The organism is Mesorhizobium zhangyense (genome assembly GCF_011045115.1).
Taxonomy (GTDB): Bacteria; Pseudomonadota; Alphaproteobacteria; order Rhizobiales; family Rhizobiaceae; genus Mesorhizobium_M; species Mesorhizobium_M zhangyense.
On record NZ_JAAKZG010000017.1, the window covers coordinates 84,083 to 109,435 of the forward strand.

General features: G+C 60.2%; 24 protein-coding genes and 1 pseudogene. 9 read left to right on the forward strand and 16 right to left on the reverse strand.

Going from position 1 to position 25,353, the window contains the following annotated elements; genetic code table 11:
* Positions 1-245: 245 nt before the first annotated feature.
* A complete protein-coding gene (locus G6N74_RS26555; protein WP_312857922.1) occupies positions 246-1,457 on the forward strand; it encodes an MFS transporter in 1,212 nt (403 codons plus the stop codon).
* 105 nt (positions 1,458-1,562) lie between these two features.
* On the opposite strand, the gene G6N74_RS26560 is transcribed toward G6N74_RS26555, so the two are convergent.
* From G6N74_RS26560 to G6N74_RS26585, 6 genes are all read right to left on the reverse strand, one after another.
* The gene (locus tag G6N74_RS26560) at positions 1,563-2,573 is read right to left on the reverse strand and encodes an IS30 family transposase (RefSeq protein WP_165121007.1); all 1,011 of its coding nucleotides are present in this window, start codon (positions 2,571-2,573) and stop codon (positions 1,563-1,565) included.
* A 578-nt stretch (positions 2,574-3,151) separates the two neighbouring features.
* Complete coding sequence (locus G6N74_RS26565) at positions 3,152-3,910, reverse strand: TetR/AcrR family transcriptional regulator (RefSeq protein ID WP_376767761.1); 759 nt, start codon at positions 3,908-3,910, stop codon at positions 3,152-3,154.
* Complete coding sequence (locus tag G6N74_RS26570; RefSeq protein ID WP_165121008.1) at positions 3,858-6,968, reverse strand: efflux RND transporter permease subunit; 3,111 nt, start codon at positions 6,966-6,968, stop codon at positions 3,858-3,860. Before G6N74_RS26570 ends, G6N74_RS26565 begins: the two co-directional genes overlap by 53 nt.
* A complete protein-coding gene (locus tag G6N74_RS26575; RefSeq protein ID WP_165121009.1) occupies positions 6,968-8,077 on the reverse strand; it encodes an efflux RND transporter periplasmic adaptor subunit in 1,110 nt (369 codons plus the stop codon). The genes G6N74_RS26570 and G6N74_RS26575 overlap by 1 nt, the downstream gene beginning before the upstream one ends.
* Positions 8,078-8,174: 97 nt before the next feature.
* On the reverse strand, positions 8,175-8,528 hold the full coding sequence (locus G6N74_RS26580) for a hypothetical protein (protein WP_165121010.1): 354 nt from the start codon (positions 8,526-8,528) through the stop codon (positions 8,175-8,177).
* Positions 8,529-8,772: 244 nt separating this feature from the next.
* On the reverse strand, positions 8,773-9,228 hold the full coding sequence (locus tag G6N74_RS26585; RefSeq protein WP_165121011.1) for a nuclear transport factor 2 family protein: 456 nt from the start codon (positions 9,226-9,228) through the stop codon (positions 8,773-8,775).
* A 314-nt stretch (positions 9,229-9,542) separates the two neighbouring features.
* Between G6N74_RS26585 and G6N74_RS26590 the strand changes: the two genes are divergently transcribed.
* The 3 genes from G6N74_RS26590 to fabF all read left to right on the forward strand — a co-directional run bounded on the left by G6N74_RS26590 (position 9,543) and on the right by fabF (position 12,787).
* Positions 9,543-10,151 carry a TetR/AcrR family transcriptional regulator gene (locus tag G6N74_RS26590; RefSeq protein ID WP_165121031.1) on the forward strand — a complete coding sequence of 203 codons (609 nt, stop codon included), beginning with the start codon at positions 9,543-9,545 and terminating at the stop codon, positions 10,149-10,151.
* Positions 10,151-11,380, forward strand: coding sequence for a multidrug effflux MFS transporter (locus G6N74_RS26595; protein ID WP_165121012.1), 1,230 nt, complete (start codon positions 10,151-10,153; stop codon positions 11,378-11,380). The genes G6N74_RS26590 and G6N74_RS26595 overlap by 1 nt, the downstream gene beginning before the upstream one ends.
* Before the next feature lie 126 nt (positions 11,381-11,506).
* Positions 11,507-12,787: a beta-ketoacyl-ACP synthase II gene (gene fabF / locus G6N74_RS26600; RefSeq protein ID WP_165121032.1), complete on the forward strand. Its 1,281-nt coding sequence runs from the start codon at positions 11,507-11,509 to the stop codon at positions 12,785-12,787.
* Positions 12,788-12,938: 151 nt separating this feature from the next.
* Here fabF and G6N74_RS26605 read toward each other — a convergent pair whose 3' ends face one another.
* The gene (locus G6N74_RS26605) at positions 12,939-13,541 is read right to left on the reverse strand and encodes a TetR/AcrR family transcriptional regulator (protein WP_165121013.1); all 603 of its coding nucleotides are present in this window, start codon (positions 13,539-13,541) and stop codon (positions 12,939-12,941) included.
* A gap of 221 nt (positions 13,542-13,762) precedes the next feature.
* Between G6N74_RS26605 and G6N74_RS26610 the strand changes: the two genes are divergently transcribed.
* Together G6N74_RS26610 and G6N74_RS26615 are read left to right on the forward strand one after the other, a co-directional pair.
* On the forward strand, positions 13,763-14,119 hold the full coding sequence (locus tag G6N74_RS26610; protein WP_165121014.1) for a hypothetical protein: 357 nt from the start codon (positions 13,763-13,765) through the stop codon (positions 14,117-14,119).
* 87 nt (positions 14,120-14,206) lie between these two features.
* Positions 14,207-15,022 carry an oxidoreductase gene (locus G6N74_RS26615; RefSeq protein WP_165121015.1) on the forward strand — a complete coding sequence of 272 codons (816 nt, stop codon included), beginning with the start codon at positions 14,207-14,209 and terminating at the stop codon, positions 15,020-15,022.
* A 205-nt stretch (positions 15,023-15,227) separates the two neighbouring features.
* Here the strand turns inward: G6N74_RS26615 and G6N74_RS26620 are convergent, their stop codons facing one another.
* Entirely contained in the window at positions 15,228-16,127 is a 900-nt protein-coding gene (locus G6N74_RS26620) for an AraC family transcriptional regulator (RefSeq protein ID WP_165121033.1), read from the reverse strand.
* A 169-nt stretch (positions 16,128-16,296) separates the two neighbouring features.
* Here G6N74_RS26620 and G6N74_RS26625 point away from each other — a divergent pair, with 169 nt between their 5' ends.
* Positions 16,297-17,055: an SDR family NAD(P)-dependent oxidoreductase gene (locus G6N74_RS26625; RefSeq protein WP_165121016.1), complete on the forward strand. Its 759-nt coding sequence runs from the start codon at positions 16,297-16,299 to the stop codon at positions 17,053-17,055.
* 45 nt (positions 17,056-17,100) lie between these two features.
* Positions 17,101-17,208, forward strand: a pseudogene (locus tag G6N74_RS30950) (glutathione S-transferase N-terminal domain-containing protein); the annotation flags it as partial.
* Positions 17,209-17,269: 61 nt separating this feature from the next.
* On the opposite strand, the gene G6N74_RS26635 reads toward G6N74_RS30950, so the two are convergent.
* The 8 genes from G6N74_RS26635 to G6N74_RS26670 form a co-directional block, all read right to left on the reverse strand.
* Positions 17,270-18,211, reverse strand: coding sequence for an MYG1 family protein (locus G6N74_RS26635; protein ID WP_165121017.1), 942 nt, complete (start codon positions 18,209-18,211; stop codon positions 17,270-17,272).
* A 201-nt stretch (positions 18,212-18,412) separates the two neighbouring features.
* Positions 18,413-18,895 (reverse strand): transcription elongation factor GreA, encoded by a 483-nt coding sequence (greA, locus tag G6N74_RS26640; protein ID WP_165121018.1) that lies wholly within the window; start codon positions 18,893-18,895, stop codon positions 18,413-18,415.
* 60 nt (positions 18,896-18,955) lie between these two features.
* Positions 18,956-19,405, reverse strand: coding sequence for a hypothetical protein (locus G6N74_RS26645; protein ID WP_165121019.1), 450 nt, complete (start codon positions 19,403-19,405; stop codon positions 18,956-18,958).
* Between the two features lie 131 nt (positions 19,406-19,536).
* Positions 19,537-19,848 carry a hypothetical protein gene (locus G6N74_RS26650; protein ID WP_165121020.1) on the reverse strand — a complete coding sequence of 104 codons (312 nt, stop codon included), beginning with the start codon at positions 19,846-19,848 and terminating at the stop codon, positions 19,537-19,539.
* Positions 19,849-19,941: 93 nt separating this feature from the next.
* Complete coding sequence (locus G6N74_RS26655) at positions 19,942-21,819, reverse strand: competence protein CoiA family protein (RefSeq protein ID WP_165121021.1); 1,878 nt, start codon at positions 21,817-21,819, stop codon at positions 19,942-19,944.
* 78 nt (positions 21,820-21,897) lie between these two features.
* Positions 21,898-23,127, reverse strand: coding sequence for a type II toxin-antitoxin system HipA family toxin (locus tag G6N74_RS26660; RefSeq protein WP_165121022.1), 1,230 nt, complete (start codon positions 23,125-23,127; stop codon positions 21,898-21,900).
* A complete protein-coding gene (locus G6N74_RS26665) occupies positions 23,120-23,710 on the reverse strand; it encodes a helix-turn-helix domain-containing protein (RefSeq protein ID WP_165121023.1) in 591 nt (196 codons plus the stop codon). Before G6N74_RS26665 ends, G6N74_RS26660 begins: the two co-directional genes overlap by 8 nt.
* Before the next feature lie 380 nt (positions 23,711-24,090).
* The gene (locus G6N74_RS26670; protein ID WP_281354038.1) at positions 24,091-24,483 is read right to left on the reverse strand and encodes a helix-turn-helix domain-containing protein; all 393 of its coding nucleotides are present in this window, start codon (positions 24,481-24,483) and stop codon (positions 24,091-24,093) included.
* Here G6N74_RS26670 and G6N74_RS26675 point away from each other — a divergent pair.
* A complete protein-coding gene (locus G6N74_RS26675; protein WP_165121024.1) occupies positions 24,476-25,174 on the forward strand; it encodes an IS6 family transposase in 699 nt (232 codons plus the stop codon). The genes G6N74_RS26670 and G6N74_RS26675 overlap by 8 nt on opposite strands.
* Positions 25,175-25,353 lie beyond the last annotated feature (179 nt).

Genomic DNA, 25,353 nt, shown 5'->3' on the forward strand with positions numbered 1-25,353 from the left:
CCGAGGAAACATGCGCGCGCTCCGGACGTCTGTCCCCTAGCTTTGGTACGCCTGTTACCCGGACGTGACTCGTGTTGGATTGCTCGTCACCGGATGAGGGACAGATCATCTATGGGAAAACGCTCAAACTCCTCCCAATCGGTCATGTGCTCGTGTCCCGGGATGATCAACGCGCCAGTATGTGGTGAAGCCTTTTGAGTGCCGATTCTGAAAAACTGCATCTGGCCGAGGCTGAAAATTCGGCTGTGGTCGCTACGCCCAGCCAGGCACGAGCTATTTTCTTCCTTTCCGTCGCAGCCTTCGCAGCTGCCGGAACGACCCGTGTGATGGACGCGATTCTTCCGCAGATCGCACAGGAATTCGACGTCACGATCGGAGCTGTCGCCTTCGTTGCGACAGCCTATGCCTTCACGTATGGCGCCTTTCAACTCGTTTTCGGCCCACTTGGTGATCGTTATGGCAAATACCGCGTTATCCTACTTGCCTGCATCGGTTCGGCCGTCACGACCTATATCTGTGCCTTTGCTGGTTCCGTCATGGGAATAGCGGGCGCGCGGCTCGCGTCCGGCATGATGGCCGCCGCAATCGTCCCGCTTGCCATCGCCTGGGTCGGCGATGTGGTCGCGGCCGGCGAACGGCAGCATGTCCTCGCGCGGTTCCTGTCGGGCCAGATACTCGGACTGCTGGCCGGCCAGATCGGAGGCGGCGTCCTCGGCGAATATTTCGGCTGGCGCTCGGCTTTCCTGTTCATCGGCACCGTGTATCTTTTCGCTGTGGCCGGGCTGATTTTCGAAATGATCAGCAACTCTGCAACGAGAGCTCCGAGAGACGACCGGAATGCGAGTTTCTGGCGGACGTGGGATACGTTCCTGCGGCTGACGTCGCGGCCAGTGGTCCGTTTCGTGCTCATCACTGTGGCTATCGATGCGTTCGCGATGTTCGGCGCGTTCACCTACGTCGGGGCAAGTTTGCATTATCGGTTCGGTTTCGACTTCGCGACAATCGGTCTCTTTCTAGCCACCTATTGCCTCGGTGGACTATTCTACGTCTCGCAATCGCGCCGGTTGATTGGATTTCTCGGTCCAGCTCGACTGGCCTTCTGGGGCACGGTGCTCGTTGCCGTGACTTATGTCACGATTGCCTTGACCCCGGTTTCGTGGGTCTATTTACCGGCCATATCGGTTATGGGCCTGGGCTTCTACATGCTGCACAACACACTCCAGACCTTCGCTACCCAGATGGCCCCGGATGCGCGAGGCTCGGCGGTTGCACTCTTCGCCACGTGCTATTTTCTGGCGCAAGCCGTCGGCGTCTATTTGGCCGGTATGGTCATTGATCTCTACGGAACCACTCCGGTATTCCTGTTGGCCGCAGTCATATTAATGGCCCTAGGCTTTATCCTCCTGTGGTTCATGCCTGCGGAATTGAAAACGGATAATCGGTGTAAGCCGCGCTGACTGTGACGATACTGACTCACATTCTTGGCTCGATCTGATAGTGCAGACCAACGACCTCAACCGGTGTGGAGTCATGCTGAGATGCGACTTGCGGGTCGGTTCAAGCTAGCCGGCATGCCTCATCTGGGCGAGCAGTTTCTTTCGAAAGACCTCCGCTGGCGTTCGGTAGCCGAGGCATTTGCGCGGCGTCGCATTCAGCCGATTACAGATCTCGATCAGGTCGGCATCGGTCACAGATAATGGATCGACCTCTCTCGAAAGCCATTTCCGCACCCGGCCGTTGGTGTTTTCGACGGTGCCTTTCTGCCAGGGAGACTGCGGGTCGCAGAACCACGTTTGGGTGCCGATGCTTGCCTGAAGGTAGGGCCAGTCGGTGAACTCCGTGCCACGGTCGAATGTGATCGAACGGCGGGCGAGGTGGGGTAGGGCCTGCAGCGCCTGAATGACGCCATCCATCACGGGCCGGGACTGTCGATCGTTGTTGCGCAGGAAGATGGCAAAGCGACTGACCCGTTCGACCAGCGATGTGACGTTGGCCTTGCCGAACTTCTTGCGGAACTGGATCAGGTCGCATTCCCAGTGTCCGAACTGCTTGCGGTCGGCAACGACGTCCGGACGGCGCAGGATGTTCAATTCCGGGCTGAAGCGCCGGCCATGTCTGCGCCTTGCATGCCTGGGGCGGCGCCTGGCTCGATGCTCCGGCAGATGCCGCCACAGCTTGATGGCCTGGCCATCGGCCGAATATGCAAACTTGTAGATCGTCTCGTGGCTGACCGAAATCGGGTGACACTCCAGGCGCATGCGACCGGCGATCTGCTGTGGCGACCAGCCATGTAAGATCCGGTCGATAACGGACTGCCGGACGTGTGAGAAACGCGCCAGCTTCCGCAGCTTGGCACGCCGCTCACAGGCCAGGCCGTTCGCTGTTACACAATAGTAGCCACTGAGATCCGGCATTTGCCTGTCAACGAACGTGTTGCGCTTGATCTCGCGAAAGATCGTCGAGCGATGCCGTCCAAGCTTTTCGGCGATGATCTCGATGCTCAGGCCGGCCATCCGCCAGCGAGCAATCTTGCGACGTTCATCCAGGCCGATATGGGAGTAGGTGCGTCTCATTGCATCTTCCTTGCGTATGATAACTCATTGGTATCATTCGCAAGTCGCACTTCATCCTTGAACCCACCACCCACCCCGCAGAAGTCAGATAATAAACATTATGGAACTAAGTATGAGTGGTGCAGCGGGTACGCGCCAGACTTAAGGGCGGAACTCTGCTGAGATAGGTCAGTTATGAGAACAGAACCCACGGGCCGCGTGGTGTGATCAATCGCTTCGTACCTGTCGCTTGCTCCACTGGAGGGCAGCGCGTTGAAAATACGCTAAACAATTCCAGTCATTCGTAGCACACCTTCAAACCTGACGTTCGCTACGGATACTGGCGACCTTGAGCCGACTGTCGGCCGCCCGGATTCGCTTAGTCTCAGATATGAACGAGGCAGGCGTGGGCAGCAAGCCTTTGGGGCTCGACCTTGGGCGAGGTAGGATTTGCCAGCTCTTCCCAGCACATAGGTTATCTCTGTTCGGCCCGCGCCGCATGCAACGTTGCGCCATGATGTTGACGATGAGTTGACCTTCGACGCAAACCTTGTTTGCGCGCCCTTTTCCGGAGCCACGGTGCCTTCATACGGCACGCCTTAGTCCGATTTGCCGAGAGCTTTCAGGATAAAACGGATTTGTTCGCGCAGGCCCGCTTCGCTGTCTTCTCCGTGCTGCACGCAGTGTTCGATCAGAATCGGATGGAAGAACGGCATGAACGCGGTCTTGACCGCACGTGCCGCTTCTGCCGGATCCTCCGCCCTGAATTCACCCGCTTCGATGCCTTCGCTGACGATCGCCTCGAACATCGTCACCATCCACTCGATATGCGTCTTGATGATCGTCCGGTTCTTCTGCAAGGCGGCGGCGATCATGTCGTGCATGTGCCTTTCCTTGAGCAGTTTCGTCTTGTTGTGCCGGTGAATAGCGATGAGGAGCAATTCGAGCTTCGCCGAAGCCGATGCATTCGTGCGAGCGATCGCAGAGGCAATGTCAGCGACCTCATTCACGATCCGCTCGCAGATGGACTCGTTGATAGCCTCCCTGGAAGGGAAGAAGCGGTAGACGTTCGCCGGGCTCATGCCGAGCTCGGAGGCTATGTCGGCCACCGACGTCTTATGATAGCCGATGCGGCGAAAGTGCTCCTCCGCCACCTCCAGGATGCGTGCGCGTGTCTCGTCGGGATCAGTCGGCGTTCGGACCGGACGATTCATGATGTCTCCAGAACTGATGATTTGGATCTGCCGGGCTTGCCTTGAACGATCATCTGCAAGCGGTGAACCGTCTTCTCCGACAAAAAGCCCCTTATTCGGCTGCCATTGCTGCTCGCGGTTCCGGCTCCTCGGTCGAAACTTCATGGGTCTGATCCGCAGTCGGCTTGATCCGGAACCACGCGGCATAGAGCGCGGGAAGGAAGAGCAGGATCAGCACCGTGCCGACCGCCGTGCCGCCGATCAGCGTGTAGGCCATCGATCCCCAGAAGACGGAGTGCGTGAGGGGGATGAAGGCGAGCACTGCGGCAAGTGCGGTCAGGATCACTGGTCGCGTGCGTTGCACCGTGGCCTCGATGACGGCGTGGTAGGGGTCGAGACCGCCGGCACGGTTCTCCTTGATCTGTTCGGTCAGGATCAGCGTGTTGCGCATCAGGATGCCGGCCAGTCCTATCAGGCCCAGGATAGCGTTGAATCCGAAGGGTTGGTTGAAGGCGAGCAATGTCGGCACGGCGCCGACAAGCCCAAGCGGCGCCGTCAACAGAACCATGGCCATCATTGAGAATGATCGCACCTGGAGCATGACGACGATCAGCGTGATGGCGATCATGAGCGGGAAGACCTTTCCCAAGGCCGCGTTAGCCTTGCCGGCCTCCTCGATCGATCCACCCAGCTCAATGCGATAGCCGGCCGGAAGCGAGGCGATCAGAGGCTGGAGGGCCGTCATGACCTGCTTGGAGACCTCCGGAGGTTGGGTCGCCTCATTGATGTCCGAGCGGATCGTGACGACGGGTGTACGGTCGCGGCGCTTCAGGATCGGCTCCTCCAGACGGATTTCGGAATGACCGATCTGATCGAGCGGGATTTGGCGGCCGTCACGGCTCATCAGCGAGAAATCCGCCAGGCGCGTCGGATCCAGCCGCTCAGCTCCGGCGCTGCGCGCCACGATGGGAACATTGCGGATGTCCTCGCGAACCTGTGTGACGGGGACGCCGGTGAGGAGGAATTGGAGTTGCTGGCCTACCTCCGCCGAAGACAGTCCGAGGAGACTCAGCCGATCCTGATCCGGGACGAAACGAAGCACGGGGGTGCGACTACCCCAATCGCGATTGGCCTGCCGCACGTCCGGGACGCCCCGCATGATTTCGAGGGCTTTTTCAGAAATGTTGTAGAGTTGCGCGGGATCAGGTCCCAAGATCCGGAATTCAACCGGGAACGGCGTGTAAGGGCCGAATACGAGCTGGGTGACGCGGACATAGGCCTCGGGTGCAAGCCCCTGTGCGATCGCCTCCCGGAGCCGGTGCTTCAGCACCTCGCGCGCCTCGGCGTCAGGGGTCAGCACGACGATCTTGGCGAAGGCCGGGTCGGGCAGCTCCGGCGCCATCGCGAAGAAGAAGCGCGGAGCTCCCTGACCGACATAGCTCGTGACAAGCTTGGCCTCGGGCTGGCTGTCCAGCCAATGTTCGAGCTTCTCAACGGCAGCGGTCGTAGTCTCAATGCTGGTGCCTTCCGGCAGGCGAATTTCCACCAGCACTTCTGGCCGGTCTGATGTTGGGAAGAACTGCTGTTTCACGGCGCCCATGCCGACGCCTGAGAGTACGAAAGCGATGCCCACGACAGCACAAGTGACGAACTTGTGACGCACAGCAAAGGCGATGAGTCGCCGCAGACGCTGATAGTTCGGCGTGCCGTAGATCGCGTGATGACCACCCGGTATCGGTTTGATCGCGGGTAGCATCTTGACACCGAGATAGGGTGTGAAAACCACCGCGACGATCCAGGAGACGATCAGGGCGAACCCCACGACCCAGAAGATGTTGCCGGCGTATTCACCGGCCGTCGAGCGCGCAAAACCCACCGGCAGGAAGCCGGCGATCGTTATGAGCGTGCCCGACAGCATGGGTGCTGCGGTGTGGCTCCACGCATAGGCCGCTGCCTTGATGCGGTCCATGCCCTCTTCCATCTTCACCACCATCACCTCTATGGCAATGATGGCGTCGTCCACCAGAAGACCGAGCGCCAGGATGAGGGCGCCCAGCGTGATCCGGTCGAAGAACCGGCCGGTCTCCAGCATGATGAGGAACACGACGGCAAGCGTCAGGGGGACGGCAGCCGCCACGACGATGCCGACGCGCCAGCCCATGCTGATCAGGCTGATCAGCAGCACGACGCCGAGCGCCATCGCAAACTTCAACATGAACTCGTCAACCGCCGAGGTGATGTTGACAGCCTGATCAGACACCTTGTCGAGCGTCATGCCGAGCGGCAGTGTTTGTGCGATCGCGGCAGTCTTGTCCTCCAGTGCCTTGCCGAGTGCGCGACCATCCCAGCCCGCCTGCATAACAGCCGCGAGCATGATGGTCGGCTCGCCCTGACGCCGGATGAGGTATGTCGGAGGGTCTTCGTAGCCGCGGCGGACTTCGGCGATATCGGAGAGCTTCAGCGTGCGCCCAGCAGCGACAATCGGCGTGTCGGCGATCGCCTGAACGCTGTCATAAGCGCCATCGACCCTAATGAAGACCCGCGGGCCCTGGGTGTCGATCGAACCCGCCGGCGTGACGGTGTTCTGCCGCTGCAAGGCGGCGACGATGTCTTGTGCCGACACGCCGAGAGTTGCCAGTTTGGCATAAGAGAACTCGACGAAAATCTGTTCGGGACGCTCACCGAGGATATTGATCTTCTTGACGCCGGGCACATGCAGGAGGTCTTGACGGATCACCTCGGCCTGCCTCGCCAGTTCACGCATCGGCATGCCCCCGGCCTTGAGTGCATAGAGGGCGAAGCTCACATCCGAATATTCGTCGTTGACGAAGGGGCCGTAGACGCCGGACGGCAGGTTGCGGGCTTCATCCCCGAGCTTCTTGCGGGCCTGATAGAATTCCTCCTGCACGAGGCCTGGCGGCGTGCTGTCCTTCAGCGTGACCGTCATAAACGCATAACCCGGCCGCGTGGTCGTCTCGACCCGATCGTACCAGGTCAGTTCCTGAAGGCGCTTTTCCAGCGGTTCGGCGACAAGGTCCTGCATCTCGCGTGCCGTCGCACCCGGCCAAGCCGTCGTGACCGTCAGGGTCTTGATGGTGAAGTTGGGATCCTCCGCCCGCCCGAGCATGACGAATGCGTAGGCCCCGGCTGCCACCAGCAGGAGGATGAAGAACAAGGTGACGGCGCGTTCACGAACGGCAATCGCGGAAAGATTGAAGCTCATCAGTTGCTCCTGCTTTCAGAAGCAGTCCTGACTCTAGCGCCCTCCTGCAGGAGATGAGCGCCGAGCGAAACAATGGGATCCCCGGAGTTCAGTCCGGAGACAACAGCGGTTTCGCTGGTTACACGCACAAGCTTTATCGGCTTAAATTTCACCGTCGAAGTGGCGCTATCCAAGATCCAGACGCCAGTCTTCTGGCCGTCGTCCAGCACGGCTGCGAGGGGGACTTCCACCTCAGGCTGGCTCGCCTGATTGACCAATCGAATGGTGACCGTCGCGCCAAGGGGTGCGCCCGCGGCCTCACCCTCGAGAACATAACGTGCCTCATACGTACGGGTCTGGGCATCGGCAGAGTCCGACAACTGCCGCAGATGTGCCGTATAACGATGCTCATCGCCACCATACACACTGGCCTCGGCCACCGAGCCAATTGACGGCCTGATCGTTTCGGGGAGCGCGACCACCGCTTCGCGGGGCCCGGCCTTGGCGATCCGGACCACTGGCTGGCCTGCGGAGACGACCTGCCCCGGCTCACCGAGCGTTTCGACCACTGTTCCATCCGCGTCTGCCAACAGGACTGCGTAGGCTGCCTCGTTCTCGGCGACCCGTGCCTCGGCCTCGGCGGCGGCGAGTTGCGCCTGGGCCGTATCGACCGCGGCCTTCGCCTGCTCGTAACGCTGTCGGGGGACCCATCCATCTTTGAGCAAACTGGCGTACCGCCGTTCATCCGGTTCCGTCTGAACGACCATTGCACGTGCTACGGCAACGGCGTTGCGCTTCGCCGTAAGCGAGAGGCGAAGGTCGGTATCGTCGATCCGCATCAACGGCTGACCGGCTTTGACCTGCTGACCGACATTTACAAGCCGTTCCACGATCTTTCCCGGTACGCGAAAGCCGAGATTGCTCTGCACCCTCGCGCCAATGATACCGGTGAATGCGCGGTCGGATCCGGTCACCCGCGCGGCTGTCGCCAATCTTACGATCGGCGGTTCCTGTCTCGGGTCACTCACGGCCGCCGCTTTCCGCGTGGGAATGGCAAGTATGGCGAATGCCGCCACCCCCAATCCCAGGATCAGGACACTCCCCAGCACAATAGCGGGTCTCTTTTTCACGCTCGTCGCCTCATCTCAAAATAGATTTCGTTCCGCCGCGGCACAGTCCTGAGCCCGGAACACGAGCGTCGCGGCCAAGTGCGGTCTGCACGTCGGGTCAGTTCGTTGGCGCGTCGGCTCGCAGATGCTCGGTCGAGACCGTCACCTTCTCGCCGGACCTTGAGAACGCGTATAGCGAGTCCTGATAGCCCGGCATGGAAAAGGCCACGGAGTCGCCGTCGGCGAGACCCATGACGACGCGCTGCGGATAGCCCCCGTTCTTCGGTGCGGCGGTGGCGGTAACCTCCAGCAGGTCGCCGTTTACCGGGACGTAGTAGACGACCATGTCGAGGTTTCCTTCATGCAAGCTGCCGGCCTCGATCGGGCGGTCGATGGTCGCTTCCTCGGCAAACGCCGGGGTCGCAAGAAACAGTGTGGTCAGGAGCGTTGCGCTCAGGGTTCTGCGGGTCATCTCGTATCTCCTTTTTTTAGATTATGTTCGAACTCTATATAGGACATAGATTACGAATGCAATCTAAAATTTTGAAATATGACGATGCGTGCGTGACTCGCGTTCAGGCCGCTGAAACCGCAAAACCGTGAATCGCTGGTGCCGAAATACGAATTTGCCGAGCCGAGGCACGGGCGACCCGCCAGCCAGCGATGGCTACGGATAGCGCACCCGCGGTCAACGTGGTGGTCGGACGGCGTTTCTGCTAGCTGACAATTTGTTCGGCGACGGCTTCTTCGAGGCCTGCTGCCGCTTGGGCGGCAAGACCGCGGGCTGCTGCTTGAGAATCTTGAAATTCCTCGAGCGCATGGACCCTGCCCCACCGCAAGGTGAAAACGTGGAGACCACGATTGACGTACGAAGTGCCGTTCAGCAGCGTTCCGGCGCCGTCCCACTCGGCAAACACGGTGGTATGCCACGGCCAGCCCTTCACCCAGATGTGTTTGACCGTGATCTGGAGATTGGGCAGCACGCGGCCGAGGCGCTCAAACCAGCGCCGCGCGGCTTCTTTGTCGTGGCGCTCACCACCAAGCGCGTGGACGCCGGAAACGCGGTGACGGACATGCGGAACGAGTGCTTTCACCGCCGCATCCACGCGATGATTGTTGATGTCGTCGAAGCTCTGGCGGATCGATTTCTCGACAAAATAGCTATATATCATTTCTCTCTCCTCCAAACTTGTTCGATGGCGTGATCGAGAGCACCGTGTGGCGCTCCGTTCGAGTGTTTTTTTGGCGTTGCTCGCCGCCGTTGGGAAACCCTGGCGTATGCCTCACCCGGTGAAACCCGTGGTTTCTGTCTGGCAGTCGGAGCCCAGTTCACCACGTCGGATCAGAACGCTGGGTGGCAACAAGCACCGTTGCTGAAAGCGATGCGCGAGGGTTCTGCGGATCATCTCGTATCTCTTCTTGATAGATTGCGTTCGAACTCTATATCTGATAGATGTCGAGCGCAAGCTAATTAAGGAGATTGATGATGCGCGTAAGTCGCAGCCAGGCAGCGGAAAACCGCGAAACCGTTATCAACGTGGCAAGCCGCCTTTTTCGGGAGCATGGATTTGACGGCATCGGCGTGAAGGACCTGATGGAGGGTGCCGGGCTAACCCAAGGCGCATTTTACAAGCAGTTCGCATCCAAGGACGATTTGACGGTGCAGGCCTCCCGGCGGGCGTTGGAGAGCGCCATCCTGCGATGGTCCGCCACTGCCGAAGCCAATCCGCAGGACCCGCTTGGCGCAGTGGTCGCGTTCTACCTCAGTATGGACCATCGTGGGGAAAGGATGGACGGCTGCCCGGTTGTTGCGCTCGGCTCGGATGCTGCCAGACAGGGCGCCGACGTGAAGGCTTCATTCGAAGCCGGGATCCGGGAATACCTCGAGCTGCTCGGGAGCTGGATTGGCGAGGCCGACGGCGAGGAACCCGGTGGCAAGGCCATGGCCATTCTCTCGACGATGGTCGGTGCGGTGCTTCTTTCGCGCGTCGTCAAAGACGATCGGCTGTCGAAGCGGTTCCTGCAAGCGGCCGCCGAGAGCGTGCTGACGGGGGCTCCTGCTGGCGATGCAACGCTAGCTCCACGCCAACCCTGATGTCCGAGCTTTCAATTGCAAGCCCCGCGCCGCCCGAGCGCCGCCTGACCGGCGAAACCTTATTCCTGCTCGCGGGTCTGGCAGCGCTCGGCGCGCTCGCCACCAACATCATCCTCCCTGCCTTTCCGCGGATTGGCACCGACCTCGGCGTTTCTTCGCAGGAACTTGGCCTGACATTGAGTAGCTTCTTCGTAGCGTTTGCGTTCGGGCAGCTTCTCGTCGGCCCACTTTCCGACCGCTTCGGCCGCAAATGGCTGGTACTGGGCGGCCTTGCAGTCTTTGCCGCAGGCAGCGTCCTTTGTGCCTTCGCCGACAGCTTGTCCTTCCTGGTCCTCGGCCGTGTCATCCAGGCGCTCGGGGCTTGCGCCGCCTCTGTCCTGTCGCGCGCCATCGCACGTGACCTGTTCGATGGCGAGGCGCTCGCACGGGCTCTGGCGCTGACAATGATTGCCGGGGCGGCTGCGCCGGGGTTTTCGCCTCTGCTCGGAAGTGCGCTTGACGGCCTGTTCGGCTGGCGGATCACCTTCCTTATCGTTGCGGTATTTGGCGCTGTAATCGCGCTGCATTATTCCAGGCGCGTCGGCGAAACGCATCCGGCGGACCGCAGAACCCCCCTGGCGCTTTCATCGGTGGCATCCACCTATGGCCGCTTGGCCGCCGATCCTCGCTTTTTGCTGCCCGCGCTTGCGGTGAGCCTCGTCATCGGCGGGCTTTACAGTTTCTTTGCGGCTGCCCCCGGCGTGCTGATGAGCGAACTGGGCCTTACCGCCTTCGAACTTGGACTATCCTTCGCAACGACGGTTCTGATCGTCGTCGCGGCGGGATTTCTCGCGCCGCGGCTGGCTCATCGCTGGGGTCAGCGCATTATCGGCATGGCCGGCATCTTCATCGCTCTCGCTGGCAGCCTCTTCATGTTCGCGTTCGCCGCAGAACCTACCTTCGTGACCTTCACCATTGCCATCGCGCTGTATTTGCTCGGCATGGGATTGATCAATCCGCTCGGCACTGCGATCGCGCTCCATCCTTTTGGACAGCAAGCCGGGCTGGCATCCGCGTTGCTCGGTTTTCTTCAGATGGGCTGTGCGGCCATCGGCGCGTCGTTAGCAAGCGTTCTGCCTCTTCAGCCGTCTGCTTCCCTTGCGGTCGTCCTGACTACGGCTTCGGCACTTGCCCTTCTTGTCTTTCTCCCTGTCGCAATGCGCCACCCCAAAGCGGAGGCAGTAGTGTGAAAGATATCAGCGCGGCGCGCCGTATCGGCAGAAGTGGAGCAAGCGGCGGCGATCGCAACCGAGTGTCCACAGAATCAAGCCGCTTGCGGGCGGGGCTGGTTACGTACTCAAATTGATAGGATAATGATGCGACGGATTGTTGTTACGGGCATGGGAGCGGTGACGCCCCTCGCCGCTGATGTTGAAGCGTCCTGGACGCGTCTCCTGGCCGGCCGTTCGGGTATCCGCAGGCTTCCGGACGACGTCGTGGGAGATCTGCCGGCGAAGATCGGCGGCATAGTTCCCTCGCTGGAGCAAGACTCGGAAGCCGGCTTCGATCCGGATGCCGTTCTGCCGCGGAAGGACCAGCGTAAGGTGGACCGGTTCATTCTCTTTGCGCTGGCGGCGGCAGAAGAGGCGCTCACGCAGGCGAACTGGAAGCCGGCCTCGGAAGCGGATCGTTTGCGGACGGCCACGATCATAGCCTCGGGCATCGGAGGCTTCCCCGCCATCACCGAGGCGGTGCGCACGGTCGATCAGCGCGGAGCCAGGCGTCTTTCGCCGTTCACGGTGCCATCCTTCCTGGTGAATCTCGCGGCCGGCCACATCTCGATCCGCCATGGCTTCAAGGGGCCGCTAGGCGCGCCGGTGACTGCGTGCGCGGCTGGCATCCAGGCGATCGGCGATGCGGCTCGTCTCATCCGTGCCAATGAAGCCGATATCGCTGTGTGCGGCGGCACCGAAGCATGCATGAATATCGTCAGTCTCGGTGGCTTTGCCGCTGCCCGGTCCCTTTCCACCGGCTTCAACTGGGCGCCGGCTCAAGCTTCGCGTCCCTTCGATGCGGCGCGAGACGGTTTCGTCATGGGCGAAGGAGCCGGCATGCTGATCATCGAGGAATTGAGCCATGCGCTGGCGCGCGGCGCAACGCCGCTAGCCGAGCTCGTCGGCTACGGGACGACCGCGGATGCTTATCACGTCACCGCCGGTCCCGAGGACGGCAACGGCGCGCGGCGAGCCATGGAGATCGCGATTGCCCAGGCAGGAATTTCGCCGCGCGAGGTTCGCCACCTCAATGCGCACGCGACCTCCACGCCGGTCGGCGACCTGGGGGAGATCGAAGCGATCAAGAGCGTATTCGGGCGCGATTTTGCAATAGCTGTCAGCGCAACGAAATCGGCCACCGGCCACCTGCTCGGCGCTGCCGGCGGGCTTGGCGCCATCTTCGCGATCCTCGCGCTCCGGGACCAGGTGGCGCCGCCTACGCTCAATCTGAACGCCCCCGATCCGGCCGGCGACGGGATCGACTTCATCGCAAAAGAAGCCCGGCCGATGGCGATGGACTACGCGATCTCTAATGGCTTCGGCTTCGGAGGAGTCAACGCCAGCGTGCTGTTCAGACGCTGGACGGACAAGTTGGCGGCGTGATCATTGGGGAGCCCGGCGGCCGAAGCCTTGCCTCTGATATCTCCTGTTTTCCAAATCCACCGGCCCTACGGTCTGCGCGTTCGTGCTGCCGTGACGCGATGTCAGTGTAGCCGCAGGCCGTGCTTTTCCAGTAGTTCCCAACCAGAAATAGTCAGTTCTCCAGGCCTTCGAGAAGCGTGAGGAGGGCGGCGTCCAGCGGATCGGGCCCCACCTTTTCAATCAGGAGCAAGCTCTCGATGGTCAGCATGGTGGCGCCATGCATTTGTGCCCAACAGGTTGCCGCCTGGCCCCGCACGTCACGCTTGCGCAGCACTCCCGCAGTCTGGCCCCGCACCAGTAATTCGGTTATTACGCCAAACACAGCGAGCGCTCTTTCGCTCAAATGCACGTCCACTGCCTTACCGGCCTCCGCGCTGAACATGAGCCGGTAGAGGCCCGGATTTGCCGTTCCAAATCGGACATAGGCCCGCCCGACGGCGAAAAATTCGTCCCGCAAGGAATTCGACTTTTTTGGCTTCACCGTCGTCAGCGCCTTATGCAGGCTGTCAAATCCCAGCAGCGCCATTTCGGCAAGCAAGGCGGCCTTATCAGGAAAGTGCTTGTAGGGAGCGGCATGGCTGACGCCGGCGCGGCGGGCAACCTCCCTTAAGGTGAACTGCCAGCCCTTATCCTCGTGCAGCATTGCCATGGCGGTTTCGATGATCGTGCGCCTCAGGTCGCCATGGTGATAGGGGCGGCTGGTCGGGTTCGGCATCTTTCCTCACGAAGTTGTCATTGAAAACATATGTTGACATTGCCTACTTCTGGACTTATGTCAATGCCCATAAGTTATCACTGTCAACATTGGAGCCTGTTATGAACACCGTTGCAAATGAAGTCGGAGCCCATCCAGTCCTTAACCATCAGCGCGTGCAATCGGCGCATCATGCCATCGCGGACCAGCCGAGATCGACAGCGTCCAAACGGAGCCTGGCGATGATCCACCTCATCGGTGGAGTGGTCACATTCGGCCTGGCCGCGTCTTCGGCGCATGCAGGCGAACTGTCAGCCATGGCAGGGGAGAGTATTCACATCGGCGGTTTGCATGGCGTCTTCTACTACACCGACGAAAATGACGGCTATCGTGTGATCGCAACGATTGCGGAAGGAGAGGCCGGGGTGCCGGTACGCTTCGCGGCCACTCTCGCCGAAGGGCAGTCGGCTACGATATCCGTGCCGGGAAAATTCGGTGGGCCTGGCCAGAGCTTTGAGATGTCGCGCTCGGGCGACAAGCTTGTCGTCACCAGGGCGGGATCGGTGTCCAACCAGTCAAGTGGGGCCATTGGCGAGTAATGGCCTCATCGGGTCGCAGGGCGTGCGCTACATCTCCCTTTGCGCGCCCGAAGGCGGCAATCCAACATAAAGAAAGAAGTGATTTCCATGAACAAGACCAATTCAGGTGTCGCTCTGGTGACGGGAGCATCCTCCGGCATAGGGCGCGCAACGGCCAAGGCCCTACAGAAGGCTGGCTTTCGCGTGTTCGGAACCAGCCGTCGTGCAGCCGCAGAAAGCTCTGACGGCATTACCATGCTGGCCTGCGACGTCACCGATGATGCGTCGGTGGCGAAAATCGTCGATGACGTGCTGGCCGAGGCCGGGCGCATTGACCTGCTTGTCAACAATGCCGGCATCGGCCTGTTCGGCGGCGCAGAGGAGTCCTCGACGGCCCAGGCCAAGTCGTTGTTCGACGTGAACGTCTTCGGCGTTTTCCGAATGACCAACGCGGTCCTCCCGACGATGCGCCGACAGGGAACGGGCCGAATCGTCAATTTGAGCTCGGTGCAGGGGTTCATCCCGGCTCCCTATTTCGCGCTCTATGCGTCGACCAAACATGCCGTTGAAGGCTATTCTGAATCGCTCGATCACGAGCTGCGCCCCTTCGGAATTCGCGTTGTCTTGGTCGAGCCCGCCTACACCCGCACGTCATTCGAAGATAATCTTGCCAGGCCGGATCAGTTGCTTGGTATCTATGACGCTGCACGCGCTGGCATGACCGTAACCGTGCGGAAAGCGATGGAAAAAGGCGATGCGCCCGAAGTGGTAGCCGAGACGGTTTTGAAAGCAGCAACCGATCCTGCGCCGAAGAGGCGGTATGCGGCGGGCAAAATGGCGCGCCAGGTCAGTTTCCTGCGCCGTTTCGTGCCCGAGTCCGCATTCGACAAAAGCCTGCGAAAGCAGAACGGGCTGCCGGTGTGACCAACACGGTTCCGTTCGACGGACGCAGAGGACCGTAGCGATCTCTTACAACGCTGATGCCCACCCATGCGAAACTCGGTAATCGCGGTCGCGATCATGTCGGCCCGCTTGGCCGTGTCTGGAAGACACGCGGCTCATGGTCCGGGATTAAAGCCAGTTGGTTGTTTCTGCGCCTTGTGAGCAGATACGTGTACGCCGGGCCCGTTCAGCCCATTACCGGACTGCCGATCGCCTGCCTGATCTGGCGAACGTCGCGCGCTGGTGGGGCGCCAAACTGCCTGAGATATTCGCGGCTAAATTGGGAGGCGCTCTCATAGCCGACCGCAAAGGCCACTTCGGATGCCCGATGGTCCCCAGCGAGCAGCAATTGACGCGCTTCCTGGAGGCGGAGCTGTTTGTGATACTGCATCGGGCTGAGACCGGTTATCGCCAGAAAATGGCGATGCAGGCTGGCTCGGCTCATGCCGCTCACATCGCAGAGCGCCTCGATGCGTAAGTGCGTGTTGTGATTGTCTCTGATCCACGTCACCGCGCGCCGGATACGGCTCAGCGCACCCTCGGGTTGGGCGATCTGGCGCAATAGGCGGCCCTGCGGACCCTGCAGGAGACGATAAAGCAATTCACGCTCCACCAGCGGGGCAAGCGTTGGAATGTCGCCGGGGGTGTCGAGGAGCGACAGCAGGCGCAGCAAGGTGTCGCGCAACTGCGCCGTCATCGGATTGATCGCTATGCCGATACCCTGGGGATCAGTGTCGCGCACCTGCGGCATGGTCGAGGCAACATCGGCCAGAATGGCAGGGTCCAGGACCAACGACACCGCGACATAGGGCAGGCCGTCCTCTGCATCCAGGATCTGGCCGATCAGCGGCAGATCGAGGGCGCTGATGAGGTAATGCGCAGGATCATAGCTTAAAAGATCGTCGTTGATCGCCACGTGCTTGGACCCCTGCAGGATGAAGCAGATCATCGAGCGGTAGAGGCATGGTGCCTTGTCTGTGCTGGCCTGCCCTACGCTGATCTCCAGCCGCGGAATCGGCGTGGTAATCAACCGTGATGGCGCGTGGCGCAGTGCAATATCGAGATGCGGAATGAGGTGCTGGGTCATCATGGGAGTATCTCACCTTCGGTCCGCCACGTAAAGTCATTGAGACAATCGGGCAAGAAGGTGAGCGTATCGGGCGGGTTAGTCGAGACCGCGTCGCCTATATTGGGGACAACAAGAGGTTGCCTTCACGGCGCCGCTTCACATCGCGACCACCTTACCGGAGCAGACCATGACCAATCAAATCGTACTCATCACCGGCGCCAGCCGCGGCCTCGGCCGTAACATGGCGCTGCATCTTGCTAAACGCGGAGTCCACATCATCGGCACCTACCGCAGCGGCGCGACGGAAGCCGAGGCCCTGCGCCAAGAGATCGAGGCGCTGGGCGGCAAGGCCGCCATGCTGGCGCTCGACGTTACCGATACGGCGAGCTTCCCGACATTTGCCGCGAAGGTCGCCGAAACACTGAAGAACACTTTCGACCGCGAGCGGTTCGATTTTCTCGTCAATAATGCCGGCAACGGACTTTTTGCCAACTTCGCTGAGGCGACCGAAGAGCAATTCGAATCGTTGGTCACCACGCACCTGCGCGGACCGGTCTTCCTAACCCAAAAGCTGTTGCCCCTCATCACGGACGGCGGGCGTATTCTGAACGTGTCGTCCGGCTTCGTGCGCTTCACGCTGCCCGGCTACAGCCTCTATGCGGCGATGAAGGCTGCAGTCGAGGTACTGACCCGGTACATGGCAGTCGAGCTTGGTGCGCGCCGTATCCGGGTGAACGCAATCGCGCCCGGCGCCATCGCCACCGACTTCGGCGGCGGCGCTGTGCGCGACAATGATGGTGTTAACGCCTATGTGGCGCAGGGCATTGCCCTCGGTCGTGTCGGGCTGCCGGACGATGTCGGCGGCGCTGTGGCCGCCATCTTGTCCGATGACATGGGTTGGGCGAACGGCACGACCTTCGACATATCGGGCGGGCAACTGCTGTAGCACCGCCCCGACATCCCTGTTCCTTGCCCACCTCAAGAGATCATCATGCCCGAAACCAGCCTCACGCTCATCAGCCATCCACTTTGCCCGTTCGTTCAACGGGCAGCGATCATCCTTCTGGAAAAGGGCGTGCCGTTCGACAGGGTCGACGTACGGCAACGCGCGACTCGGGGATCTGCTCCGATACACACGCAATCCCTCTGTAGGTGCCCTGCTACGACCTGCCACCCGGCACGACCACGACGTCGGCAGCCTCCTTTACCGCCAATTCAGCCATAGCAAGTGCCGCATCGCGGGTCCTGGCGGCGGCGACGAAACGGCCATTGTGGCAGAAGCTCGCGCCCTCCACACCACATGCCGCCTCCAGATCGCTATTGCTCAGCCCAGCCCAGGCCGCAGGAAGATCGGCCCTCGCCTCAAACCCGTCGTCCCCCCGGCGGATCGTGGTCAGGCACCAATCCTTGTCGCGCGGGTGGACCACGAACAGCAGATGATCGGCGCCTGCTTTCGTGATGGCAGGCCGAAACGGCATGCCCATGGGAAGCTCGAGAACACGCCCCTGCCCCGCAGCGGCAATGGCTCGAGACACAACAGCTTCGGCCCGCAATTTTGCGGCACTGCGGGCGATGCTGGCCTCGACGAAACTGCGGGCGATCGACAGGGAAGCATGGAACGCGCGGTCTTCGGCCGCAGGATCAGTCTCGTCGAAATCCGGCTTCAAGGTTTCCAGCAGAGTTGGCAGCGTGAGCCCCGCCAGCGGCCCCGAGGGGCTGAGCGCACCATTGTCCACCAGATCGATTGGGAGCACAAAACTCGCATCGAACGAGGCGTGGACCGCTTCAATATCGGCTTCGGGAAGTTTCGAGGAGGCAAGATAATCACGGCCGTAATGCTTCCAGATCAATCCGAACGAGCTGTAGGGTTGGCCATCCTCGCGCAACGGTGCGCCGCGCTGATGGTGATCGTAGATCTGTGCTGCCGCGTCATAAAGGCCACCCACATCGTAGATGATGCGGTCCGCGCCAGCCGTGATCCATTCCGGCGCTCTGCTGCGGATCAGACGCGCCTGCGGAAAAAGCCGTGTCAGGATGACGCTGGACAGGAGCTCATCAGCATGGAAGCCACCGGAATGGGTGACGAGGAAATCTGGGATCATGCCGGGATGTGCCTTATGTTCGCGGAAAAATCCACTTGCGGTTGGCCCCCTGATAGCTATTGCCAGATATCAGTTCAACCCGCATCCGCACATCGGGTGCGTCGGGATCCACGGGCAGCACGGCTACGGAGGTTGTCGGTAACTTCACTTCCGGCGAATTATCCGCGAAGCTAGCGGTTCGTATCGCGGCGAGACCACGCCTCAGGAGATGGCCAGGATCTCAACCTCTCGGTCGCCCACGCTCACGACATCTCCAATAGCCTTGCCTATGAGAAGCCTCGCTAGGGGAGACACGTAGGAGATTGATCCGGCCTTTGGATCTGCTTCGTCCTCCCCCACGATGCGATATTTCTGCAGCCGCCCGTCCTCTCGACGGAAGCTCACAGTGCTGCCGAAGGCAACCTTCTCCGTCGAGGTCGGGGCAGGTACTAGTTGGGCTGTGCGAACGCGCTCGGCGAAGTAGCGCAGATCGCGCAACGGGATCGCCGCTTGCCGGCGCCGTTCATTGACATCTTCGATTTTACTGGCAGCCTCGTAGGCCTGCCGGGCTTGGTTGAGCTGCAAATCCAGAGCCTGCAGCCCCGCCTCCGTGACAAGGTTTAGTTCTGCGGAAATCGCACGAGCCGGCAGCATGGTTTCCGAAGCGGTTTCGGCACTGTCTTCTTTGATGAAAGCGACGCTCAATTTCAAAATCCCTTGGACGCAGTCAGAATTGTCCCGCATGGATGGGGCCAATACAGCAGTTTAGCCCCCCGGCAGGCGACTAGCATCCACGTCAACGGAGCGCCCATTGACGCTGGCGACATGGTCCGCAACCGTACGCCGTAACACGGCGTACATGTCCTGCTCGTTGCCTTCCCAAGGCTCTGCGGCATCGGCCAAAGGAACGCGGAAAGCGCGCTCATTCTTGATAGGCGAATACACATAACCCATACGCGCCTGAAGCAGGCATATGCCTACGACAGGGATGTCCGATACGTCAGGCGGCAGGACGCTCATCTGGAAATGGCCTTCCCCGCTATAGACCTCTTCGATCGACTGATGAGTTTCCTCACCCCATTTCAAATTCGGGAATTTGTAGGTGTACACACCGGTACTACCGAGATAGCGATGTTTTTGGGCAGTGGCTCCGAGGACGATCGGGAACCCACCAATATGCGGCCCGAGATCCTTGTTGGTCAGCATCCGGTCCATAAAGCAAGATCGTAGATCGCTTGCGAAGAGAGGTCCGTCGGCAACTGTCCTAGCCTTATCGATCAAGTCCCGAAATGGCTCGTCATCCCCAATCGCGCAAATGTCAGGCACATCCAAGGCCACGCCATTTCTTATACGCAAGAGGCTGGCCTCTGAGGCATGGCTTGCCACAAGATAGTCGGTCCCCCACCGGCCGAGGATTGCTTCAAAAGTTCGACGATTCCGGCCAGATCGCTATCGGCTGCCAATCGCCGAGCTTTCCGAATTTTCACCCCGGCAGGACCGGCAAGACCAGCAAACGCAACCGAAATACGGTTTCCTAGAGCTGCCAGCTTCAGTTGCCCTGGCATGTTATCAGGGCCTAGTTCCCCTGGATTGTCTATTTTTGTGTCGCTTAGCAGAAGGATTTCAGAGTCGCGGCGCTGCGCAATGATAATGGTCATGAGAATTCAGACGGCTCCGGAACGCGACAATAGTTTGAGCTCTTTGCGGTTGGGATACTCAGGAGGAATGACTTCGAGCTGTTCGCGCCGGCCCTAGCGCATTTGTGCGATCCATCGCAATATACCGAGCGCGGCTTGATAGGTGCGTTCGTCGCGGCAATAAATCAGTGGCGGACGCCCGTCGAGCTTGCCATCGACCGGTTGTCTGACCACCCGCGCTGCGCTGTCTCCGAAGAGCTTCCTGGCCTCCCCGTCGAGCTTTGATCGCCACTCGGTGGCCACGCGGTCCGTTCGGCGCGCCTGTGCGAAGTTTCTCAGGGCCTCTTCTGCCAACCCGTAACCTGTGATGTTTGCCTCGGCAAGATCGAGCGGGAGAATGCCGCCCTGTTCGGCAACCGGAGTTCGCAGGAAGTCGGGTAGATCCTGCTCATTCAAAGTCTGTTCCGAAAGCCTGATCATCGATTGCCGACGATCGTCTGCTTCATCCGCTTCCCGTTTCTCTTTGGCCTTCGCCTCGTTCTCAGCTCTCCGAGACAATGCCTCCTCGATCGCGCCTTCTGCAGGGAGGCCGTATAAGCCGCGGGGTGATGCGCTGGTTCGCAGGAGCAAGACGTCGAGGAGTTTCTCGAGGTCGTTGTCGATCGCATTATCGGCTACGAAGGTTTCTTTTCGTGCCATTCCGCTCTTTGTGTCGATCACCTGCCACCAGGATTCGACCGTCATGGACCCGCGAGCTTTTTCTGGAATGTTATCCAGTATTCGCGAGACAAGGCTTGAAATCTTGTCCGCCCTCTCGCGTTTGCTCCGCTCGGCAGCTTCCCAGCCGCGCCATCGATCTGCCAGGCTGGACGTCAACGCAAAGGAGAGATGTTGCTGTTCTGTGAGGCCCGCCTTGGTCAAAGCTTGGAGGAACCGGTGCACTGCTTCCCAGGGCGTGAGGAACTCCGGGTCGAGATTGCGCGCTGCATCAGCAAGCACTTTGGTGAGCTTAACAAAGTCGCTTTGGATATATCCCTCTTCAACAAGGCGGGAGACGATATGGTCAGTAGCAAGGAAGCGTTGGTGATGGAGCCTTGGCCGCAGAATTGTGGCAAGGACAACTGATCGCCAAGTCTCTGGGCGGACCGTGAAGCAGCCTGTACCGCCGATCTCGACTCCAAGGTGCTGGCGCAAGCCGAGGTAGCGTAGGGCGGGAAGATCCTTGATGCGCAGCTTCTGCTCGCCGGCGCTCCGGCGAGTTCGATCATATGCTTCCATTTTGCGCCGTGCGGCGGACGCCAGTCGTCTGGCACAAGCTTCTGCGTCGCGTTGTTCACGGAGACGAAGGTCTTCTATCGCGCGTTCGATCCTGACATTGAACAGCCACTTTCGCGGCGCCGCCGACAGAACAGCTTGGCGTACTGCGTCGAGTGTCGCGTTCCTCGGCATTGAGGACATGTCAATCTCGACGGCCGCTGTTCCCAGCCTGCGCAGGCGCGCAATCTTTTCCTCTCCACACGGGTGGGTCACGGCGATCTCCACGAAGAGTTCCAGCGCACCAACCTGGAGGAGGAGATCCGGTATCACTTCGATGTGCTCGCGGTGTTCGAGCGTCGCACGATCGACTGCGATCGCGCGTTCTTCAGCAATCAGGAGTTCATATGTACCATGCGCAGCGAATTGGCGGGGAATCGTTAGCCGCAATTCGTTTCGTATGATCTCCTTGCAGAGAAGATGAAGCGCCGTCTCGGCCCCCCCGCCGCAGGCAGGGCCCTGGTGAGCGAAATGCGCCGCTTTGAGATCATCTTTGAGGTTTGCTATGAGAGTTGCCTTGCAGTGGGGACAGATCAGCCCGTAGGCAAGGCCGCGACGAGCCACCGAAATATGGACCAGCCTCTCGTTTTCCCGATCCAAGCCGTAGACGAGGCGCGCACTATCGCTGCCGAACTTTTGGCGGACCTCTGGGTCATCGTGGCCGAGATGAATAGACATTGAGCCGGAACTCCCTCCGTGCCGGATCCAGTACATTGGCTGTTCGCGGCGCCGCTGGGGTCAAAACAATCCCTCGGCCTATGCAAGTTCGCTATAGAGCGGCACGGTCGGGGCGTGTGCGTCGATCACCTTGACGACAGTGGCGGCGAGGGGGAGATTTCTCTTCTCAGCGTCCCACGCTTGACGAAATCGTTGGACGGTTTCGGCGGCGGTATCGATGACGAGCTTTTCCGATAGCAACGCCTTGGCCGCCATATGCCGAAGCTCATCAGCGTCGAGCTCGGTCATCTTCTTTGTTCGCGAGAAATTGAGGGCGGCCGTATCCTCGCCCTCCATATAAGGAACGGTCGACACTAGGTCGTAGGCTGGCGAGAGCGCAGCCGTTTGTCGGTCCGGATAGATCAGCGACCAGTTCTTGAGGTGCATATCGCCATTGCCGATCAGCGCACTGAACACGAGGCGCCGGATAAACTCGGCGGCGCCGGCATCTCCAGCCTCTGTGCCGATGACGCGTGCGATGTTTGCGTAGCTCGCACGCTTGTATTTGTTGTCCGGAAAGACGCCGAAAACCTGCGCAAAGTCCTCGGTGTGGACAGGGCCGTCGACGGTTCGGTCGAAGCGGCTGACAGCAAGCGCCTGTCCCTTTAGCTCGCCGATGCCGTCTGGAATGCCGGTGATCGCATCCAGATCGATCAGGTTGATGATCGGCACCTCCATGCCGATCATCCCGGCGATCATCATCATTGAAAACTCGTTTTCTGGAACGCCGGCGAACTGCTGAGACGGCAGCTTCACGATCCAGGAACCACCAACTCCTTCCGCGGGAATGGTCAGGCCCCCGCCCTTGCCGGCGTTCTGGAACGCAGAGAACTTGAGTTGCACACCAGCGAGCGAAAAGCGCAGCGCATTAGGTTTGGCATTCTCCGGTAAATCCTCGTCGGCGCGACGTGGAAGGGCGTCACCGGCCGCGGGATGAATAGACAGCGCTCCCGGCAGATCTAGGCCAAGCACCCATAGCAGGAAGAATTCGCGTTGCTGGTTGACCCCGGCGCGCTCGGCGAGATAACGCCGCAGCCCTCCCTCGGGTAGCAGGTTCGAGAAAAATGGCGGCACAACCCGCTGTGTCGGGCGAATTTTGGTAATGAGGCCACCCAGATCGTCTTTGAACGAAAGGCTGAGGGTCGGCCGATCCGGGTTTTCGACATAGTCTTCGTTGAAGGCAAATATCGTCCGGTCGCCCTGCAAATGGGTTAGCGTGCCGATGGGCTCACCGTAGAGTCGCACATCGAGAACCGAGACGTCAGGCATCGTCGTCACCTTCGTCGAGCGAGTAGGCAGCCCGTGGTTCGGCTGAACCGCCATGGGCGATCGAATTGCGTAAACGCTGCAGGTTCTGCGCGATGTCACGGACTATGGGTGCCGCTTGGTCGCTCGCCTGATAGCGCTCTAGCCGAGCGATCAGTTCGCGCACGAGCTGCATCTCCTGATCGTTGAGATTCACCCGCCGCAGGAAACGCAGCGTATCCTCGACGCGGTCGAGGTCGGCCGAGCTTCCGTAGAGTTCCTTCATCTTCTTGACCAGCCGTTCAGCGCGGGCAAAGCGTTTGTCGTTGGGCTGACCCGCATGAATATGCATGTTGGGCGTTGCCTGCGCCTTGACCAGGCCTAGGACCGCGGGCACCAGTTTCTTCGGCACGAGCATGAGCTCGAGATCGAGCGCGCGGGTTATGTCGATGAAACTTGATAGCCCAGGCTCCATCTTACCGCTCTCAATTTGGGAAATATGGCTCTGCGTCAGCCCGGCTCGCTTACTGAGGGCGCGCTGACTAACGCCTGAGGCCTCGCGGACCTCGCGTGTTTGCGCGATCAGCCTTTCGCTCTGGTACGCCATGATACATAGTCCTAGATCAAATGGTCCCAACGATCAGGATAATGTATCTACCTTGACATGCCACCGCCGTCAACGACGTTGATTTAGGATAGTGATCATCAAACGTCCTCCGATATAGGATCATGCATCACTCAACATTTCCTCGTTCGCAATGAGTGACACTCTTCGGACGGGTGGACGCATCGCCGCCAAGCCGACAAGTCAGTTGCGATCCTCGATAGAGCGCCGCTACCGTTTGAAACGCGGCATAGTTCCAGAGCAAATCGTTTATGGTTTTTTGTGGCTGCCGGTCGTGTCATCCAGGAAGGCCTCCTGCCACATCTCGATACGCGACCGGAATTGGGCTTCGACTTGGATCTCCACCGAGCGCCTCCCCGTAGTCATAGGACGCCCCAACCTCGATAACGTCCCCTCCCCGTCATCTCCCGCACTCCAAGGTCAACCACAAGATTGAGCGCCCCGCGCGGAGTTACCTTTGCTGCCTTCGCGATCATTGCCGCGGAAACGACTGGACGAGACAGGACAAGCTCAAGAATATCAGGAAGGCTACTCGATGACCGACGATACCTCAGGCGACGCTCCATCTGATCCTTCGCTTGGCCGAGCCGATCGAGCTCTTTCATCCCGGCGTCGGCGGCGCTCGACAGTGCGTCAAGAAACGCGATGAGTCTGGTGGTGTGCACAGGCGAACGCCGCGGTTCTGTCGCAAACTGAATCGCAACTTGTTTCCAGCATGAGAGCTCGTCGATTATCCGGGAGTTCTCGATGTTCAAGGGGCGTCATTTCGATCGATCAGTGATCCTGCTGTGCGTACGCTGGTACCTGACTTACAATCTGAGCCTACGCGATCTGGAGGAGATGATGGCCGAACGCGGCCTGAACGTCGATCATTCGACCGTGCACCGCTGGGTCGTTCACTTCTCGCCTCAGCTTCTGGAGCGCTTCAACCGGCACAAGCGGAGCGTCGGTAGCAAGTGGCATATGGACGAAACCTACATCGAGGTACGCGGTCAGTGGACGTATCTTTACCGTGCCATCGACGGTGTCGGCGACACGGTCGAGTTCTTGTTCAGCGAAAATCGTGACCTGCTGGCAGCCAAACGCTTTTTCCGGAAGGCATTCGCGCGCCACGGCCGACCGGAGCGCATCGTCATCGACGGCAGCCAGACCAATCATGAGGCGATCATTTCTTGCGATGCCGAAAACCGTCTGCGGGATCGATCGCGACGTTCACTAAAGCCGATCCGCATTCGACGGAGCAGGTATCTCAACAATCGGATCGAACAGGATCACAGGCGCATCAAGCGCCGAATCCGATCGATGCTCGGCTTCAAGTCGATGGCAAGCGCCGAGATCATTCTCTCGGGCATCGAGATGGTGCACATGATGCGCAAACGACAGGCGAGGTTTGCCCGCAATCCACGTCCGTCAATCGCCGAGCAATTCGACATCCTCACCGCCTGACCCTGAGGACATAGCTCCTCTCGTGACCACCAGCAGGATTTGCGACAGAACCGTCGAAGGCTGGCGCTTTTCCTGATATCGGGGCACCGGCGATGGTGGTCACGGCAAAATGTAGGCGGCGGCTGTTCGGCCGGCTTTCGATTGATGTCAGGATTGAGATTCTTGGTCGGCAGCATGCG